The 16,474-nt window shown below is 60.4% G+C and carries 16 protein-coding genes and 2 pseudogenes; 14 read left to right on the forward strand and 4 right to left on the reverse strand.

Annotated elements, in window-relative coordinates; all coding sequences use genetic code 11:
• Nucleotides 1-323: 323 nt before the first annotated feature.
• Nucleotides 324-872: pseudogene (locus ACAX43_RS32340) on the reverse strand (DDE-type integrase/transposase/recombinase); the annotation flags it as partial.
• A gap of 680 nt (nt 873-1,552) precedes the next feature.
• Here ACAX43_RS32340 and ACAX43_RS32345 point away from each other — a divergent pair.
• The 6 genes and pseudogenes from ACAX43_RS32345 (at nt 1,553) to ACAX43_RS32370 (ending at nt 7,124) form a co-directional block, all read left to right on the forward strand.
• Nucleotides 1,553-1,978 carry a hypothetical protein gene (locus tag ACAX43_RS32345; RefSeq protein WP_370712388.1) on the forward strand — a complete coding sequence of 142 codons (426 nt, stop codon included), beginning with the start codon at nt 1,553-1,555 and terminating at the stop codon, nt 1,976-1,978.
• A 23-nt stretch (nt 1,979-2,001) separates the two neighbouring features.
• A complete protein-coding gene (locus ACAX43_RS32350; protein ID WP_370712389.1) occupies nt 2,002-2,415 on the forward strand; it encodes a hypothetical protein in 414 nt (137 codons plus the stop codon).
• A gap of 153 nt (nt 2,416-2,568) precedes the next feature.
• Nucleotides 2,569-3,182: pseudogene (locus tag ACAX43_RS32355) on the forward strand (TetR/AcrR family transcriptional regulator); the annotation flags it as partial.
• A gap of 617 nt (nt 3,183-3,799) precedes the next feature.
• Entirely contained in the window at nt 3,800-5,128 is a 1,329-nt protein-coding gene (locus tag ACAX43_RS32360) for an NAD(P)/FAD-dependent oxidoreductase (protein ID WP_370712390.1), read from the forward strand.
• A gap of 335 nt (nt 5,129-5,463) precedes the next feature.
• Nucleotides 5,464-6,486 (forward strand): IS110 family transposase, encoded by a 1,023-nt coding sequence (locus ACAX43_RS32365; protein WP_370712391.1) that lies wholly within the window; start codon nt 5,464-5,466, stop codon nt 6,484-6,486.
• A 479-nt stretch (nt 6,487-6,965) separates the two neighbouring features.
• Nucleotides 6,966-7,124 (forward strand): hypothetical protein, encoded by a 159-nt coding sequence (locus ACAX43_RS32370; RefSeq protein WP_370712392.1) that lies wholly within the window; start codon nt 6,966-6,968, stop codon nt 7,122-7,124.
• A gap of 180 nt (nt 7,125-7,304) precedes the next feature.
• On the opposite strand, the gene ACAX43_RS32375 is transcribed toward ACAX43_RS32370, so the two are convergent.
• From ACAX43_RS32375 to ACAX43_RS32385, 3 genes are all read right to left on the reverse strand, one after another.
• Nucleotides 7,305-7,868, reverse strand: coding sequence for an Hsp20/alpha crystallin family protein (locus ACAX43_RS32375; protein ID WP_370712393.1), 564 nt, complete (start codon nt 7,866-7,868; stop codon nt 7,305-7,307).
• A gap of 400 nt (nt 7,869-8,268) precedes the next feature.
• Nucleotides 8,269-8,676 (reverse strand): Hsp20/alpha crystallin family protein, encoded by a 408-nt coding sequence (locus ACAX43_RS32380; protein WP_370712394.1) that lies wholly within the window; start codon nt 8,674-8,676, stop codon nt 8,269-8,271.
• A 24-nt stretch (nt 8,677-8,700) separates the two neighbouring features.
• On the reverse strand, nt 8,701-9,153 hold the full coding sequence (locus tag ACAX43_RS32385; protein ID WP_370712395.1) for an Hsp20/alpha crystallin family protein: 453 nt from the start codon (nt 9,151-9,153) through the stop codon (nt 8,701-8,703).
• A gap of 241 nt (nt 9,154-9,394) precedes the next feature.
• Between ACAX43_RS32385 and ACAX43_RS32390 the strand changes: the two genes are divergently transcribed.
• From ACAX43_RS32390 to ACAX43_RS32425, 8 genes are all read left to right on the forward strand, one after another.
• Nucleotides 9,395-9,778, forward strand: coding sequence for a hypothetical protein (locus tag ACAX43_RS32390; RefSeq protein WP_370712396.1), 384 nt, complete (start codon nt 9,395-9,397; stop codon nt 9,776-9,778).
• Nucleotides 9,779-10,035: 257 nt separating this feature from the next.
• Complete coding sequence (locus ACAX43_RS32395) at nt 10,036-10,200, forward strand: hypothetical protein (protein WP_370712397.1); 165 nt, start codon at nt 10,036-10,038, stop codon at nt 10,198-10,200.
• A gap of 51 nt (nt 10,201-10,251) precedes the next feature.
• Nucleotides 10,252-10,407, forward strand: a complete 156-nt coding sequence (locus ACAX43_RS32400; protein ID WP_370712398.1) for a hypothetical protein — start codon at nt 10,252-10,254, stop codon at nt 10,405-10,407.
• A gap of 495 nt (nt 10,408-10,902) precedes the next feature.
• Entirely contained in the window at nt 10,903-11,793 is an 891-nt protein-coding gene (locus ACAX43_RS32405; RefSeq protein ID WP_370712399.1) for a LysR substrate-binding domain-containing protein, read from the forward strand.
• Nucleotides 11,794-11,982: 189 nt separating this feature from the next.
• The gene (locus ACAX43_RS32410; RefSeq protein WP_370712400.1) at nt 11,983-12,732 is read left to right on the forward strand and encodes an SDR family NAD(P)-dependent oxidoreductase; all 750 of its coding nucleotides are present in this window, start codon (nt 11,983-11,985) and stop codon (nt 12,730-12,732) included.
• 80 nt (nt 12,733-12,812) lie between these two features.
• Nucleotides 12,813-14,141 (forward strand): MFS transporter, encoded by a 1,329-nt coding sequence (locus ACAX43_RS32415; protein WP_370712401.1) that lies wholly within the window; start codon nt 12,813-12,815, stop codon nt 14,139-14,141.
• A 44-nt stretch (nt 14,142-14,185) separates the two neighbouring features.
• Nucleotides 14,186-15,028, forward strand: a complete 843-nt coding sequence (locus ACAX43_RS32420; RefSeq protein ID WP_370712402.1) for a transketolase — start codon at nt 14,186-14,188, stop codon at nt 15,026-15,028.
• Entirely contained in the window at nt 15,025-16,029 is a 1,005-nt protein-coding gene (locus ACAX43_RS32425) for a transketolase family protein (RefSeq protein ID WP_370712403.1), read from the forward strand. Before ACAX43_RS32420 ends, ACAX43_RS32425 begins: the two co-directional genes overlap by 4 nt.
• Nucleotides 16,030-16,474: the final 445 nt, after the last annotated feature.

A 16,474-nucleotide genomic window follows, 5' to 3' on the forward strand; every position in this document is an offset into this window, starting at 1 on the left:
ACGACCGTTCATCCCCTCCTGGGTAACATCGACTGTTGCGGTCTTCTGCCGGGAGCGTGGCGTTCACGCCAGGACTGGCGGCGTATGCAATCGCTGGCCGACCCAAAGGGCGCACTATCGCTGGATCGTGTTTCAACCGGACGAAGGCGCTCTCGATATGCTGCACCAGTTCCTCACGAGGGGCACGCTGACCCTGTCCGTCGGCGTCTCGGAGCCTTTCTTTATGCACTCCTGGCGTTCGAGCACACCGTCAGCCACAAAAAAGGGCGCGCCATCCTGCTTCCAATGCGGGCCCTCTCAAGTTGACGGGCGCAAACCACCGGGGCGGCTGAAGCGTAGTTATCCATATCATCTAACTTTCTCCACTGCGGACGAGATAGTCCAACCATGCCATATGGCGAAGCGTTCTTTCCGCATGGCGCGATGACATGCCGCGCTCGTCCGAGGTTCGGCAACACGAAGTGCTGCCGAATCAGGCCGGAGCATGAGGGAAAGGCCCCCGTGCGACGCGCATCGCGAAAGCGGCATATCTCGTATTCGCGCCTGCGAGTCGGTGCGTGACCGTTCTCAGCGCGGTTGTTCACACGAGCAGCCGCTTTGACGAAAACGTGCTTTACCTGAGCGAGTTCGGGAATATCAGCCTTCGCCGCCGGATTACTGTGCAATCGGTCGGTAACGTGCCTGCGCGACACCGTGCCAGAGCGCAGCACCCGCCGCAAAGCGCGTTGCCGGGGCCTTGAGCCGCTTTTGCACCAGCACGTCAAGTTCGGCGCCATGCTCGTCAACCGCATGCCACAACAGAAAGGTTCGCCCCGCAGCGTCACGAACATCTCGTTCAGATGCCAGGCGCCGCCCGGCGTGCGTCGCGCGGACGACAGCAGTCCCCACCAACCTGAGAGAGCCCTCAGCCCCTCGTGAAACCCAACGTTCGAGGTGGGACAACCTTGAGCTGAGCAAGTATCCTGGATCAGCGCCTCGGTGACCTATATCCCGATGTCGCCCCCCTCACGATCGACGCATTGAATGCCATGGGTATGCACGGTGTGACGAAGCTGCGCATCCTTACGAATCCGCTCATCACGCACCTGGGCCGCGTCTACAGATTTTAAAGATGGCTGCTGGTTACGCTCCGAGGGAGCGTTGCGTGGACCGCAGATGAAGAAGGAGGGCGAGCCACACCGAGAGGGAAGAGACGGCGCGAGGCTAACTCCGTGCTCCGCACGGGCTGCGCAGGCAGGACCTAAGTCGCCTGCATGCGGGACGGGTTGGTATTACATGGCGACACGCAGCGTGCAGCTCCAGTGAGTGGCTTCGCCTGCCGCACCAGGCTGCCGACGTCCGCTTCGACTCCCGCCCGTTTCGGTGCCTGTGAGTGTTCCGCCCGGGATGGGATGGGCCGCTTCCGCATCCGACCGGTCCGCTGTTCGGTATGACGATTCCACCTTTTGCCTTCACCTCGTTGTAAATTTTGTCGTTTATATTGACGTAAACATCAAAAATGAGTTTAATATCATTGTATCGATTAGCCGATATCACAATGGAGAGCGGTGTCATGGACGCAGCCACGTGGCTGACGTGCAGCCGGGAAGTTGCCGGGACCATCATGCGTGTACCGCAAAAGCGTGCACGGGGCGTGCTCGAGTCGCGCGAGAAAACGTTTGTGCAGAACCCTCGGTGCTGGGGCAATCGCAGCCCTGAGGTCAAGCCGCTCGTGGCGTCACTCACTACCTGGAGGACCTGGCATGAAGCGGTTGAAGTCGCGCAGCAGTCCCTCCGTTTCTGGGGCGCTCGCGTTGCCCGCGCTGTGCAGGCTTCGCTCGATTACCTCGGAGCGCTGGTCGACGAGACCTCCAGCCGGCGTGCTGTGAGCTCCGTGTGCATCGTCGAGCGACGGCATTTTTACGCCTTCGAATACCCTGGCAGAAAGCCGAACCGCATCAAATTCAGCAGGCTGATAGAGCTCGCCGAGGCAACTTGATGAACGCAACGCTCCTATCCGCAATGGCAGCACTGTTCGGTGCATCGATCGCTGGCCTGACATCTGTTGTGACGCAACGAACGCAGGCGAAGGCAGAGTGGCTTGCGCACGACCGCATCCGCCGGCAGGACCTCTACAAGGAGTTCATCGAGGAGGCGTCGCATTGCTATGTCCACGCGCTTCGGCACGATGAGCCGGACCTCGCTGCTCTCGTCAGTCTGTTCGCGAAAATAAGCCGTATGCGTGTCCAATCCTCGACAGAGGTTGTGAACGAAGCCGATCAGGTTGGACGAAAGATTGTGGATACCTATCACGCCCCGGAAAAGACGTTCCTTCAACTTCGCGAAATGCTCGCGGACGGTTCGATCGACATCCTCAGCCGATTCAGCGACGTTTGCCGCGCCGAATTCGATTCGCTGCGGGCGCAGCAATTCTGAGTGACGACTCAACCCGGAGGTTGTGCGAACCGCCGGGGCTGGAGCCTGACACTGTCAAATCTCCTGTCGAGAGAATCATTGCGAAAACCATCATCTGACACGCGCGGGCATGTGATGGCGCCGCAGATGGCGATCTGACCGGTACGTTATGCCATGAAACGGGAACGCCTGACACACGCACAGCGCAGGGAGCAGACGAGAGAGCGTCTGCTTGAGGCTGCGCGGAAGATGTTCGTCAAAAAGGGATTGGCCGCTACCAGCGTGGAGGATATCGCCGAGGCGGCCGGCTACACGCGCGGCGCCTTCTACTCGAACTTCGACGGTAAGCCGGATCTGCTGTTTGAGTTGCTGTGCCGGACCACGATAGCGCGCAGGTCAATCTGAGGGCGATTATGGAAGAGGGCGGCACGCCCGCGGAAATGAAGGCGCGCGCCATAGCGTACTACAGCCGGCATTTTCGTGATCGAGACTGCTTTCTGCTTTGGGTCGAAGCCAAACTACTCGCGTATCGGGACACCGCATTTCAGGAGCGCATTAACGCGTTCCGGCACGAAAAGCTCGACCAGATCAGCGCGTACATCCGCACGGTGTCGGAGCGCGACGGCAGGCCATTGCCCCTGCAGGCGGACGCGCTCGCGCTCGGCTTGGTGAGCCTGAGCGATGGTGTGCAGTTCTCCGGAATGTGCGATCCGCAGACGGCGAGCGACAAGGGGATACAGACCGTGCTTGCCGGATTTTTTTCGTGCGTAATGTGGCGACAACCGGAAGAAATACAGCACGCCGATCATCGCGCGGGCGTGCCCGGCCGCAGACGTGGGACGCCCACCGCGGGCGCCGACAATATCCGTGACCAGCGTCCAGCACGATGAAATTGAAGGCAACTGCCTGGGCAACGCCCTGTACCTCGCTCAGCCTGTCGGTCGTCAGAACCCGGTGCCCCGACAGAGCCCTTCGGTCTCGTACGGTTGGGGCGGGTAGTTGTGTATGTCAAGCTGTCAAAGGAGATAACCATGTTTTACGACCACACGAATTCCCAAGATATCGATCACCGAAGCGGTACGAGTGATCGGCGCGACGTGGGTTCTGCGGCGAACGATATCGTCGAGGTGATCAATCCCACTCCGGCAAGGAACTGGGCATGGGCGCACCACAGGGACTCATATGACTGGATGGACTGGCAGTCCGTTTCCTGCGATAGCCCCGTGGGTGACCGTGCCTTGATTTCGGATACAACAGGATCGTCCTATCAGCGAAGCGGTGGAAGATACCAAAATACCAAAATCGTAGCCACTATCTGCGGATGGCGAAATCGCGCTTTAGGTGCGCATTTCCAAAGGTCTTGACTGCAGTAACCTCCCGAGAAACGGCAACCAACGGCTATGAAATGCTAAGGATCGACGCAGTCACGGATAACGAAGGTTTCCCGGAGCGATGCGATGTCGCGATAATAGGCGGCGGCATTGTTGGCGTCAGCACGGCGTATGAACTGGCGCGACGCGGCGTCCAGGTGGCTCTGCTCGAAAAGGGCGTCATCGGCGGCGAGCAGTCGGGGCGCAATTGGGGCTGGGTGCGTCAGCAGAACCGCGACCTCTATGAGTTGCCGCTCGCGGTGCAGAGCCTCAAGCGCTGGAGCGAACTAAGCGAAGAACTGGGCGAGGACATTGGGTTTCGTAAGGCGGGCATCCTGTACGGCACGGAGCATCAATCTGACATCGCGCAATGGGAGTCGTGGCTTGCCCGCGCCCGGGAAGTCGGCTTTAACAGCGAGATCCTCAGTGCGCGCGAACTGGCAGCGCGCATTCCGTCCGGACGTGCGGCGTGGGCTGGAGGGCTGTGGTCGGCCACGGACGGCCGCGCCGAGCCGTCGAAAGCCGCGCCTTCGATTGCTCGCGGCGCACAAGGTCTCTGCGCGGCGGTGTATCAGAACTGCGCGGTACGAAATCTCGACACGAGTGCGGGGCGTGTCTCCGGCATCTGGACGGAGCGCGGCCGGCTCGCAGCCGACACCGTCGTTCTCGCGGGAGGCGCCTGGAGCGCGTTGTTCTGCCAACATCACGGCATCGATCTGCCCTCCATCAACGTGATGGGAACGGCGTTGCGAACCGCTGAGGCGCCGGGGGTCATCGAAGGCTGTTTCTCCGGACCTAACTTCGCGCTGAGGCGACGGTTGGACGGCGGCTACACCATCGCTGTTCCCGGCTACGGGCGCGTGGAACTCGCGCCGCAAAATCTGCGGCATTCGGTGAAGTTCCGCACCATGTTCCGAAGCAAGCTGAAGAAAAAACTGAAGATTCGCGTCGGTGCCAGCTTCTTCCACGGACCGGAGGCAAGCGCAACCTGGCGCGACGATGATGTCTCGCCGTTCGAAGAAACACGGGTGCTGGGTCCCCGGCCTGATACCGAGTGGCTCGAACGTGCCCTGCATAACGTGGCCAGCGTGTTTCCCGAGCTGTCGGGCTTGCGGATCGCTCACGCATGGGCGGGCGCGATCGACACGACGCCGGACCTCGTCCCCGTCATCTCGAAGGTTAATGCGAAACCCGGTCTCGTGATCGCATCCGGCTTCAGCGGACACGGCTTTGGACTAGGGCCAGGCGCAGGCGTGCTCGTGAGCCGGTTGGTAATGGACGAGGCGCCACAGTTCGACATTACTCCCTACAGACTGGCCCGCTTTTCCGACGGAACGAAACTGAGCAGCCCCCAAATGATGTGAGTCGAGGCCGCGGGCGAGCTATCGCGGCAGCCCGCTTCGGGAGATTGAACCTCCATTACGATTCAACTGTACTGATTAACGGCTATTGCAATTCTAAAAGCGGCCGGGGATCTTGATTGACCTCGTATGACGGAGAAGGGTGGCGTGCTGCCGATCACAACTGTGTGACATTCGGGCGTTCCATGCCGCTTGCATGAGGCAGTGATCGGTCGAGATGGAATGGACACCGCCCTCCCTCCGGGGAAGTGGGCACGATCGAGGGCCCCCAGGACCGAACGGCATCAATGTGCCAAAGTGGAGTTGCGACACAACCACTTGAGGAACGGAGGCCCCAGATGAATGCTACGACATATGGACTCGATATTGCAAAACGGGTGTTCCAGCTGTACTGGGTCGACGCCCAAACCGGCGAGATCGCGAATCGGAAATTCGGACATGACGACTTAATCGCGTTTCTCGCGCAGCGCCCCGCCGGTCGGGTCGCCCTCGAGGCGTGCGGAAGTGCTCACTGGTGGGCGCGTAAGATCCGCGCGCTCGGACACGAGGTGGTGCTATTGCATGCCCAATTTATTCGACCTTTCGTGCAAACGAACAAGACCGACGCGGCGGACGCCCGGGCAATCTGGACTGCAGTGCAGCAACCTGGCATGCGCACTGTTGCTGCCAAGACTGAAGATCAGCAAGCGATGCTAAGCCTTCACCGTATGCGTTCGTTGCTCGTAAAGTTCCGGACGATGCAGATAAATCAGTTGCGTGGGTTGCTGTATGAATTCGGCGTGACGTTTCGTGCAGGACGCGTGGCGGGACTGGCCGAGATCAGGGAGCGCATGGCAGACCTCGAAGACGCACTACCTCAATCAATAGTCCTAACCCTTCATGAACAATTGCGCCGCATCAACGCGTTCGAAGAAGACATCGATCAGCTCGAGAAGCGGATTGGCGCCTGGCAGAAGCACGAAGCGGCATGTCGTGCGATCTCCGAAGTGCCGGGCATCGGCCGCCTGACTGCAACGGCCTTAGTGGCAACAATTGGAGATGCGAAGACGTTCAGGTCGGGACGCGAGTTCGCAGCGTTTCTGGGGCTTGTTCCTCGCCAGAATGGTACAGGCGGAAAGATCCGGCTGGGCTCGATCTCCAGGCGAGGCGACCCATACCTGCGTACGTTGTTGATACATGGGGCGCGCTCAGTTCTGTGTCACACCAAGGTGCCAACCGCATGGCAAAAGGCAATGCAGGTACGACGTCCAGCAAATGTAGTGGCGGTGGCCTTGGCAAACAAAATGGCGCGAATCGCCTGGGCGATCCTCGCTCACGAGACTTCGTACGAAGCGCATCATGTAAGCAACAGACTCGCATAGCAGAATTGGCACTTTGAAGCGTTGAGAAACTGGTAGGTTGCTAGGGTTGAGTTCAATGTGATGGCGAGACAGGTCGGACCGCAGGAACGCAAACCTGAACACAGTCTTGTGCTTCAAGCACGTGGCCGAGATGAGGACGTTCCTGGCGAATTCCATCAGAGCCCGCAGCTTCGGCTTGCAAAAGGCCGCATATAAGACCGCAGCCGATACCTCGTTCACGCGTCACATCAAGATCAACTTGGCAAACCGGGCGGTGTCCATATAAGCCTGTGTGAAAACGCAAAAGTATTCGGTTTTCGGGTGTCACTTTGCCCTTCCCGAGTCGTTGCCAAGCCAATACGGCGCAATCTGAGGGGTCGATTTCTTAGGCCGCCGCATTCAGCAAGTGTTTTCACACAACCTCGGCCAGTTTCGGACCTTCTACATCAGTGCCTAAATCGTCGACAATCCACCGCGCGAAACATTCCGGCGACGAGCACATGAAAAGCGACCTGTGGTTTTTCAATGACCCGCCAAACGTCGCAGCTATCGCAAGCAAGGATGTCCTTTGCGGACGCGATTGGATTGACGATGAGGATGGCGCGCGGCAATTTCACGCTCTCAATCTAGCCGGCAAGAAGGCGATGCCCTCGTGGTAAGTTTGCAGAACATCGTTGAGTTGGACGATACAATTCGCGACTTGGCCGATCTTCCGGTCGGATGGCACGCGTGGCGAACCGGCGGCCGGCGCGCATTTTTTAGACCGTAGTTTCCAGCTGAGCTAACCACCCGGCTACTCCCATTGATTCAACTCGCAATCGCCAAGTCGCCGGCCAACGTTAGCCAATATCGATCGTGCGGCTCGTGGATCGCTGCTGCTCGTGTTTCGGGACCGTCAACGTCAGGACGCCCTTGTCAAACTTTGCGAGAGCGTGGTCGGGATCGGCATTTTCCGGCATCGGGATCGTGCGCGTGAAGGCTCCATATGCGCGCTCAAGCCGATAGCAACCGTCCTCCTCACTGTGCACATCCTGCTTCTTTTCGCCACGCAATACCAACGCTCCGTCCTCGACGCTAACGGTCAAGTCCTCCCGCTCCATGCCTGGCAGTTCGACGGTCACGCGCAGTATCTTTCCCTCGTCAACCACGTCGATGCGCGGCTGGAAACGCGATGAACTGAAGTCGCCAAACCATCGTTCGAGCGCGCCGCGCGCCGCGAACGGATCATGAAAGAAATCCTCCATCGCACGCCACGAATCACGGGGGAAAAGTCGCGAAATGTCAGGCCACGGAACACGTGACGGTTCGCTGTCGGGCGGGCTTTGCGCACTGTCCGCCTCGGGCTTGTGTCCTGAACCGCGGAGAAATTTGAAAGGGTTCCACTTTTTCAGGTCGGTGTTCATCGTATGCTCCTCGATAGTCTGACAGGAGAACCGGATGTGCATCATTGCGTTCACACTGCCACGTTTCTGCCGACGTCCCTAGACACACTGTCTGCATGCAGTCAGACTGACGGCGTGCGGCGGGACGTCGCGCTGCGTCTACCGCCCGGGTGTGACGCGGCAGATGCTGGTCGGCAAGCAGACGGGCATCGCGCCCACTCGTGACCAAGCCGATATATCCACCATCAGCGAGGGCCGGGCCGCTTGCGAACTGACGCACCGGCACGGCCCATATGCTGATCGTTTATCCGCATCACCCTTCCTCCATGATGTTCTGTATCCACATCTCCACGCACGGGCGATGGCGACCTCGCGGCCGCCACTGGTCTTTTCTCCTGTCGTCGTTGCGGCTCTGCCGGGCTCAGTTCGTCTGAACTTCGATCCGGCGCGGGCGTGCTTCGTCGCGACGCGGAATCGTCAGCTTCAGCACGCCGTCCTGCAGGTTTGCATCGATCTTCGATGTGTCGAAGTCCGGGCTCAGCGAGAACGCGCGCGCGAAATGCGGTTCACGGATCTCGGCGTGCTGCAGCCGCAGACCGGCGGGCGTCGGCACCACCGCTTCGGCCTCGATATAAAGATTGCCGTCGTGCACCTTCACGTCGAGTTTGTCCTTTGTGACGCCTGGCAGGTCCGCCCAGAGCGTGATGCCCTGGCTGTCCTCGAATACGTCGACTGCCGGTGTGAGCGTCATCCGCCGTGCCGGCTGCTCGCCCTCGCATCGTGCTACCGCTTTCTGGTCGCGCTCAGCAACCTGGGTCCTGTCGTTCATGGCTTGCTCCTTGAATGGCTGGCATTACTGGACGGTAACGGCTCGCGGCTTCGACGCTTCACGCTTGCCCACGCTGATCGACAGGCAACCGTTGGTGTAGCGCGCCTGCACCTTGTCGGGGTCCGCGTTCTGAGGCAGTTCGATCACGCGCCGGAAAGTGCCGGTGAAGCGCTCCTGTGCATAGGTGCAGGCGTCGTCGCGGGTTTTGTCATCGTTCCGGGCCTGGGCGGGCTTGCGCTCACCGCTGATGGTCAGCAGGCCCTTGTCGATCGACACGTCGAGCTCGGCCAGCTCGAGACCGGGCGCGAACGCGACGATTTCGATCGAGTCCTCGGTGGTACCGATGTTGAGCTGCGGGAAGGCGCCGAAGCGGCCCGAGCGGATGCTGGACGGGAAGCCGCCGAACAGGCTGTCGATCTGCCGCTGCAGACGGTCAAACTCACTGATCAGGTCGGTTCCGGAAAAGAGATCACTCATCGTATCCTCCTTCGAGCAGCGAGGAGGCGAACGGGCCTACGCGCTCCAGTTCGCCTGCCAGGCCGCTGGCAAACAAATCGAAACACGCAGCGCACCGGATGTAACCGGCGCGTCTGCCTGAGCGAAATCTAAGATAGGACCTCTGGCGAAAATTTCAAGGGGTGCTGGTGAAATTCCGGTCTTGAAAATCGCCTGCCAAATCCTATTATCGCGGTGCATTGCAACGGAACCGGAGGACACTATGGAAATCGATTCGGACTGGCTCACGCTTGGCAGACACCGCGTCCGGCTGCGCTCGACCAAAGGCTTTCCGACGGAGTTGATGCGTAGCGTGGCGGAGGTCGTGCAACTCGCGATCGGCAACAACATGAGCGCCCGCGCGCGGCTGGTCGAGATCGTCTTCCAGCACGAACAGACCTACGATATCGCTGTCGGCACGACACTTACCGAAGACCGCGTTTGTGCGCCGCAACTGGAAGCGGCGATTGCGGTGGTGCTCGGCCTGCTGCCGGATCAGGTGAACATCGCCGTGACGACAGTAAGTCAGGAGGAAGTCGACCTGCACTTCGGCGTGTATGAGCGGATGCTGGCCGAGAAACTGGGCGTGGTGCCGCCGATCCAGTGATCGTTGGGCGACTGCGCTGAGCCACAGGGGCGGCCTCCCCGAAACAGGGCAGAGACTACACCCTGGATCATCAGCAAACAGGAGACCAAAATGAAGATCCTGTTCATGACGAGCGTAGCGCTTATCACGCCAAAGCCCGTAGAGCGATGCATAAGAACGGGAAGGCTGGCTGACGGGTGTGCTGTGAACCGCCTCTGACCCAAACCAGCCAACCTCCGGTAAACCAGGCGGTTCGCAAGCCGAATGGGAGCAGCATCATGAAAGAACGCTCATCGGCACTGCTGGCGTCGGCCGTCCTGGCCGCCGGCTCACCTGCTGCGGTGGCCGCCGAGCCGCCCCTGAAAACACTGCCGTCGCAACAGGACATCTGGATCACCGGCACGATCCAGCGGGGCAGCGGACAGTACGCGCCGGGCGACTAGACGTCGCTCCGGCTGGACCGTCCGTCAACCTCGCCCTGCAACGACAAGGTCGTGACCGATATCGTGCTCGGGAAGGCCGGCGTACCGGATCGTTTGCTTCTGCAGCCCTGTCTGGGGAAGCGGGTCGCGGTCAGGGGACGCGTCATCTGTCTGGATTCCGGTATCCGGTTTACGCCGACGCCGGACTTCGTGTTTCCGATCTACTGACGGCAGTCGCGGGACCTCCCGGACCATAACAAGGTCCGGGACGCGACACTCGTTTTCCTCCGTTCAGCCGGCGACGACCTAACGTAATGCCGACGGTCTTGCTGTCTGGGCGAGCCCGTCTTGATTCCGAATGGCTGCTTTGCAGAAAGCTCGGCGGCCGCTCCGGGTCGCGTGCTGCCGACCACCTCCCTCTAGCCGCGATCCACGTGATATGCGATTTGCATCGGACGGCACCCGGCCAAAAGCCGCCAGACCGTCAGAAAATCTGAATGTCGGCTGTCGGCCCGAGACCTGCCACTTTCCGACTACCGGATACGTTCGGTCGCCGGGCTCGCCCTCGTATTCGCACAACGTCTCGCACCCCTTTGAACCGATTGCTTACCGGCCCCACCCCGGCTTGCCTTTACCTCTCGAATACGCGACATTTCTGGAATCGCCAGTAGCGAAGCTGACCACCTGGTCCAGGACGGTTCGTAACTTCTGCATCTAGGAACAATGCGCATCCCTCCACTAAAAGCCATCATCGCGTTCGAGAGTGTCGCCCGCGCAAAGAGCGTCAATCGGGCGGCGGATGAATTAGGGTTAACGCCATCCGCGGTCAGTCATCAAATTGCCAACCTCGAATCCATGGTCGGAAGACCCTTGTTCACGAGACTGGGGCGGGGACTGGTGCTGACGCCAACGGGTCAGCAATATCTGGCGGATGTCACCGGATCGCTCGCCGATCTGAGCCGCGCGACGGAGCGCGCATCGAGCCAGTCGGGTGTCGAGATTCTTCGCATTCACTCGAGTCCCAGCTTTGGGTTGATGTGGCTGCTGCCGCGGCTGGCTTTGTTCCAGGAAGCGAACGGCGACATTCAGTTGAATCTCGCGTGCTCGTATGAGGATGTGTCGTTCACCTCTGGCTACTATGACATCGACGTAAGGCATGGCTACGCTCATTGGACCGATGGCGAGATCAAAACGCTACGCAACGAGTTCATCGCGCCTCTTGCATCGGAGGAATACCTGAGAAGACACCCGGTGCGTACCCCCGAGGATCTGTGCGAGCAGCGCCTGATCTTCTCGGAGACGCCTCTCGTGCAGTGGAAGCAATGGTTCGGCAAGTTTGGCGTCGCGGTGTCGCGCAAGGCATACGATTTCGCGTTCGACCGCTCGTACATGTCGCTCGAGGCTGCGGCATTGGGACACGGCGTCGCGCTCGAAAGCACGATGCTCGCATCGGTCCATCTCAAACGAGGTTCGCTCGTACCGGTCTTCGATCGCACGTATGCGGTCGAGGTCGGAGCCCATCACCTCGTTTACCCTTCCCAGAACGCGGACTTGCCGCGCGTGGCCAAATTTTTAGCCTGGGTCGAGCAAGAGATCAGCCGTGACGCCGTGTAGCGCCAGGCCGCGCCCGGCATGACGCCAGCGCCCTACCTTACGCGAAAGGGCTGCTTTCTGACGGCTGTGACTTCGCGGTGCAGCGACACCTGAAAATTCTTCAGCAATAGTTGAGCCGGACTGCATTGATCGAGATGGTTGAAGCGCAGAAACTGCGTCTACCAACTAACACGATTGATGGAGACAAATATGTTGCTCGACAGCAAAGTGGTAATCGTCACGGGGGCAGCTTCGCCGCGCGGCATCGGCCGTGCAACCGCAAAAGCGCTTGCCGCGCAGGGCGCGCGAGTGGTGATCCTGGACCTTCGACAGGAAGACGCCGAGAGCGCCGCGCGCGATCTCGGCGAAGAACACCTCGGCCTCGCCTGCGATGTGACCGACAAGGCCGCATGCATGGCTGCCGCCAAGGCGGTCATCGAGAAGTACGGTCGTGTCGACGGATTGATCAACAACGCGGGTATCACCCAGCCTTTGAAGACGATGGACATCGGAGCCGACAACTTCGATGCAGTCGTCGACGTGAACCTGCGCGGTACGCTCTACATGTCGCAAGCGGTCATTCCGCAAATGAGAGCGCAAAAGAGCGGCAGCATCGTCTGCATGTCATCCGTTTCCGCGCAACGCGGCGGCGGTATCTTCGGTGGTCCTCACTACAGCGCGGCCAAAGCGGGGGTACTCGGTCTCGCTCGTGCGATGGCGCGTGAACTCGGGGCGGACAACATCCGCGTCAACTCGATCACGCCGGGCCTGATCCAGACGGATATCACGGGCGACAAGCTCACTGCCGAGATGCGCATCGACATCATCAAGGGCATTCCACTCGGCCGACTCGGCGATGCGGCCGACGTCGCGAATGCCTGTCTGTTCCTCTCGAGCGACCTGTCGGCCTACCTCACCGGCATCACGCTCGACGTCAACGGCGGCATGTTGATCCACTAAGTACGACATCCGTCGCGATTGCGGCGGATGGGTCAATGCACCCGGCGGTAAAACCCGGGGCGATATGGCAGGAGACAACCATGAAAACGAAGGCCACTGCGCCGTCAATGACGGGCGATGTGACATCGCTCGCCGATCCGGCGAGCTTCGAATCAAAAACGTATGCGAAAGTGGGACGGCGCCTGATACCGTTCCTGATGCTGTGCTATCTGGGCGCTTATCTCGATCGTGTCAACGTGGGCTTCGCGAAACTGCAGATGCTCAACGACCTTCGATTCAGCGAAACCGTGTATGGCTTCGGCGCCGGTATTTTCTTCCTCGGTTACTTCCTCTTCGAGGTACCGAGTAATCTCATGTTGCACAAAGTGGGCGCACGAAACTGGCTCGCTCGCATCATGCTGACATGGGCTGTGATCTCGGCCTGCTTTGTCTTCGTCAAGTCGCCCACAACGTTCTATGTCCTCCGCTTTCTATTGGGCGTGGCCGAGGCAGGGTTTGCTCCAGGCGTCATCCTGTACCTGACCTACTGGTTTCCTTCTGCGCGGCGCGCCAAGGCGCTCTCCCTCTTCTTCATGGCGATTCCGCTTGCCGGCATTGTCGGTGGGCCGCTGTCCGGTTACATCCTGCATGCGTTCCAGGGCGTACACGGTCTCGCCGGCTGGAAGTGGCTATTCATCCTCGAAGCGCTGCCGTCGTTGCTCCTTGGCGTCGCCATCCTGCTCTACCTCGACAACGGTATCGCTGCCGCCAGGTGGCTCACTGATCAGGAGAAGGCGCTCCTCGCACGCAACGTGGCGAACGACAATGCCCACAAGATCGCCCATGTGTCGATCTGGTCTTTCATCGGCGATCGTCGTTTGTGGTTGATGGCTGGCATCTACTTCTGCGTCGTGCTCGGTCAGTATGGGCTGACGTTCTGGCTGCCGACGATCATCCGCAAATCCGGCGTGGCCGACCCGCTGTGGGTGGGCGTCTTTACGGCCATCCCGTACCTGTGCGCCATCATTGCGCTGCCGCTGGTGGGAGTAAGCGCTGACCACCATCGCGAACGTCGTCTGCATCTTGCGATCCCGATGCTCGTATCGGCGGCAGGCTTTGCAGCGCTTCCCATGCTGGGCGGAGTCGGCGCGTCGCTGGTGTGTGTCAGCGTGGCCGCCGCGGGCATCCTCGCTTCGTCGTCGCAGTTCTGGTCGCTGCCGACCGCGCTCCTCGGCGGCATGTCCGCTGCAGCGGGTATCGCCGCGGTGAACTGTTTCGCCAATCTCGCGGGCTTCTTCTCGCCGGCCATCGTCGGCTGGTTGAACGACCTGACCGGTAAGTCGACTGCGGGGCTCATCTTTATCTCCGTCGCTATCGTCATCGGTGCCGGGCTTGTTTTCCTCGTGCCAGCCAAAACCGTCAATCGCTGACACCGTTCGCTGCAAAGACTCACTTTTAAAATCAAGGAGACACCATGAACAGTCCGTCATCAGATGCGGTGACGCTCGCGGAGCGCGCCCATCGGATTCGCAGAAACGCATTGCTGATGGGCGAAGTACAGGGCCAAGGCTATATCGGCCAGGCACTCGATATCGCCGATGTACTCGCGGTTTCCTACTTCGGCGCAATGCGCTACCAGCCTGACAACCCAGACTGGGAAGGCCGCGACCGCTTCCTGCTGTCCAACGGCCACTATGCGATTGCGCTCTATGCCGCGCTGTTCGAAGCCGGCTTCCTGCCACCGGAAGAACTCGAAACCTACGGCAGCGACGACAGCCGGTTGCCCATGTCCGGAATGGCGAGCTACACACCCGGCATGGAGATGTCCGGCGGCTCGCTCGGCCACGGTCTCACGATCGCGGTGGGTCGCTGCCTGGGACTGAAGCGCAAGGGCTCAAACGCCTTCGTCTACACGCTCTTCTCTGACGGAGAACTCGATGAAGGCGCCATCTGGGAGGGCCTTATGTCGGCCGCTCACTGGAAGCTGGACAACCTGATCGCCATGGTCGACGTCAACAACCAGCAAGCCGACGGTCCCTCCTCGAAGATCATGGCGTTCGAGCCGCTCGTCGAGAAGCTCGAAGCATTTGGCTGGTTCACGCAGCGCGTGGACGGCAACGATATTGATGCAGTGAAGGCGGCCTTCGATGCTGCACGCAATCATCCGAAAGAGCAGCCCCGGATCATCGTTTGCGATACCCGCATGGGCTGCGGCGTGCCGTTCCTCGAAGAACGGGAAAAGAACCATTTCATCCGCGTCGATGCCCATGAGTGGCAACTGGCGCTCGCAGCACTCGAAGCAGGGAGACAAGCATGAGCGACACCACACTCACCAAGACGCCGCGCCTGAAGACCTCGGCGATGATCGCTTCTATCGCCGGCGAAGGACAAGTCACGCGTTCCGCGCCGTTCGGCCATGCGTTGGCCCAACTGGCCCGGGAGAAGAAGAACGTGATCGGCATGACGGCCGACCTCGGCAAGTACACCGACCTGCATATTTTCGGAAAGGAGTTTCCAGACCGCTACTATCAGATGGGCATGGCCGAGCAGTTGCTGATGGGCGCGGCCGCAGGTATGGCGCATGAAGGCGCCCAGCCGTTCGTCACGACGTACGCCGTATTCGCAACGCGTCGCGCGTATGACTTCATGCACCAGGCCATCGCCGAGGACAACCTCGACGTGAAGATCATCTGCGCGCTGCCGGGCCTCACGACCGGCTACGGACCGAGCCATCAGGCGGCCGAGGATCTTGCCCTGATGCGCGCGATGCCGAACATGACGGTCATCGATCCGTGCGACGCGCTCGACACCGAGCAAATGGTGCCTGCGATTGCTGCGCATAACGGCCCGGTGTATGCGCGTCTGCTGCGTGGCAACGTTCCGGCCGTGCTCGATGAATACGACTATCAGTTTGAACTGGGCAAGGCAAAGCTGCTGCGCGACGGCGCCGAGGTGCTGATCATCTCGTCGGGCATCATGGCGATGCGCTCGCTGGAGGTGGCAAAGATGCTGGAAGCGGACAACGTCGGAGTTGGCGTGTTGCACGTGCCGACCATCAAGCCGCTCGACACTGAGACGATCTTGCACGAAGCCCGGCGCACGGGTCGCATGGTGGTGGTCGCCGAAAATCACTCGGTGATCGGCGGCCTTGGCGAAGCGGTCGCGACCACGCTGCTCACGGCCGGCGTCACGCCGATGTACCGTCAAATCGCACTGCCCGATGAGTTCCTCGGTGCGGGCGCGCTGCCGACCTTGCACGATCGCTATGGCATCTCCACCAACGTCATGGCCAATACCATCAAGGGCTGGCTTGGATGAGCCCACGGTGTCATCCAGACAGACGCTGCAGCATGGCGGACATCGCTCCGCCTGCGTGTGAAACGAGTCGTCCGCTAGCTTGAGAGGGAGGCGGTGCGTCAGTTCCGTCGACGCACCGCTACCGGAAAAAAACAGAACGCTGACATTTGTTAAGCAAAGCCTGCCCGACTGAAGAAGAGCTCTGACCGGCCGCTTGCCGCTTGTGTTCGGCCCCTCGGAATGAGCAAGTGACTGGCAGCAACGGGTCGACAAGGGAAATTCGCGTCGGGACCGAGCTGGTGATTGACGGACGCTGGCCGAACTTCCGGGTTCGTTAAGGGTTATTCGATGCCTGCCATCGGCCACAGGAACGTGACGGTGTTTCTGCGCGTGTTGGCAGGCGTCGAATAAGCCTCGATGGAGGAAACCGCGGAGTGCCCCGATGCGGTTGGAGCTTCGCGGCTAT

Source organism: Paraburkholderia sp. IW21, assembly GCF_041321145.1.
In the GTDB taxonomy this organism is placed as follows: Bacteria; Pseudomonadota; Gammaproteobacteria; order Burkholderiales; family Burkholderiaceae; genus Paraburkholderia.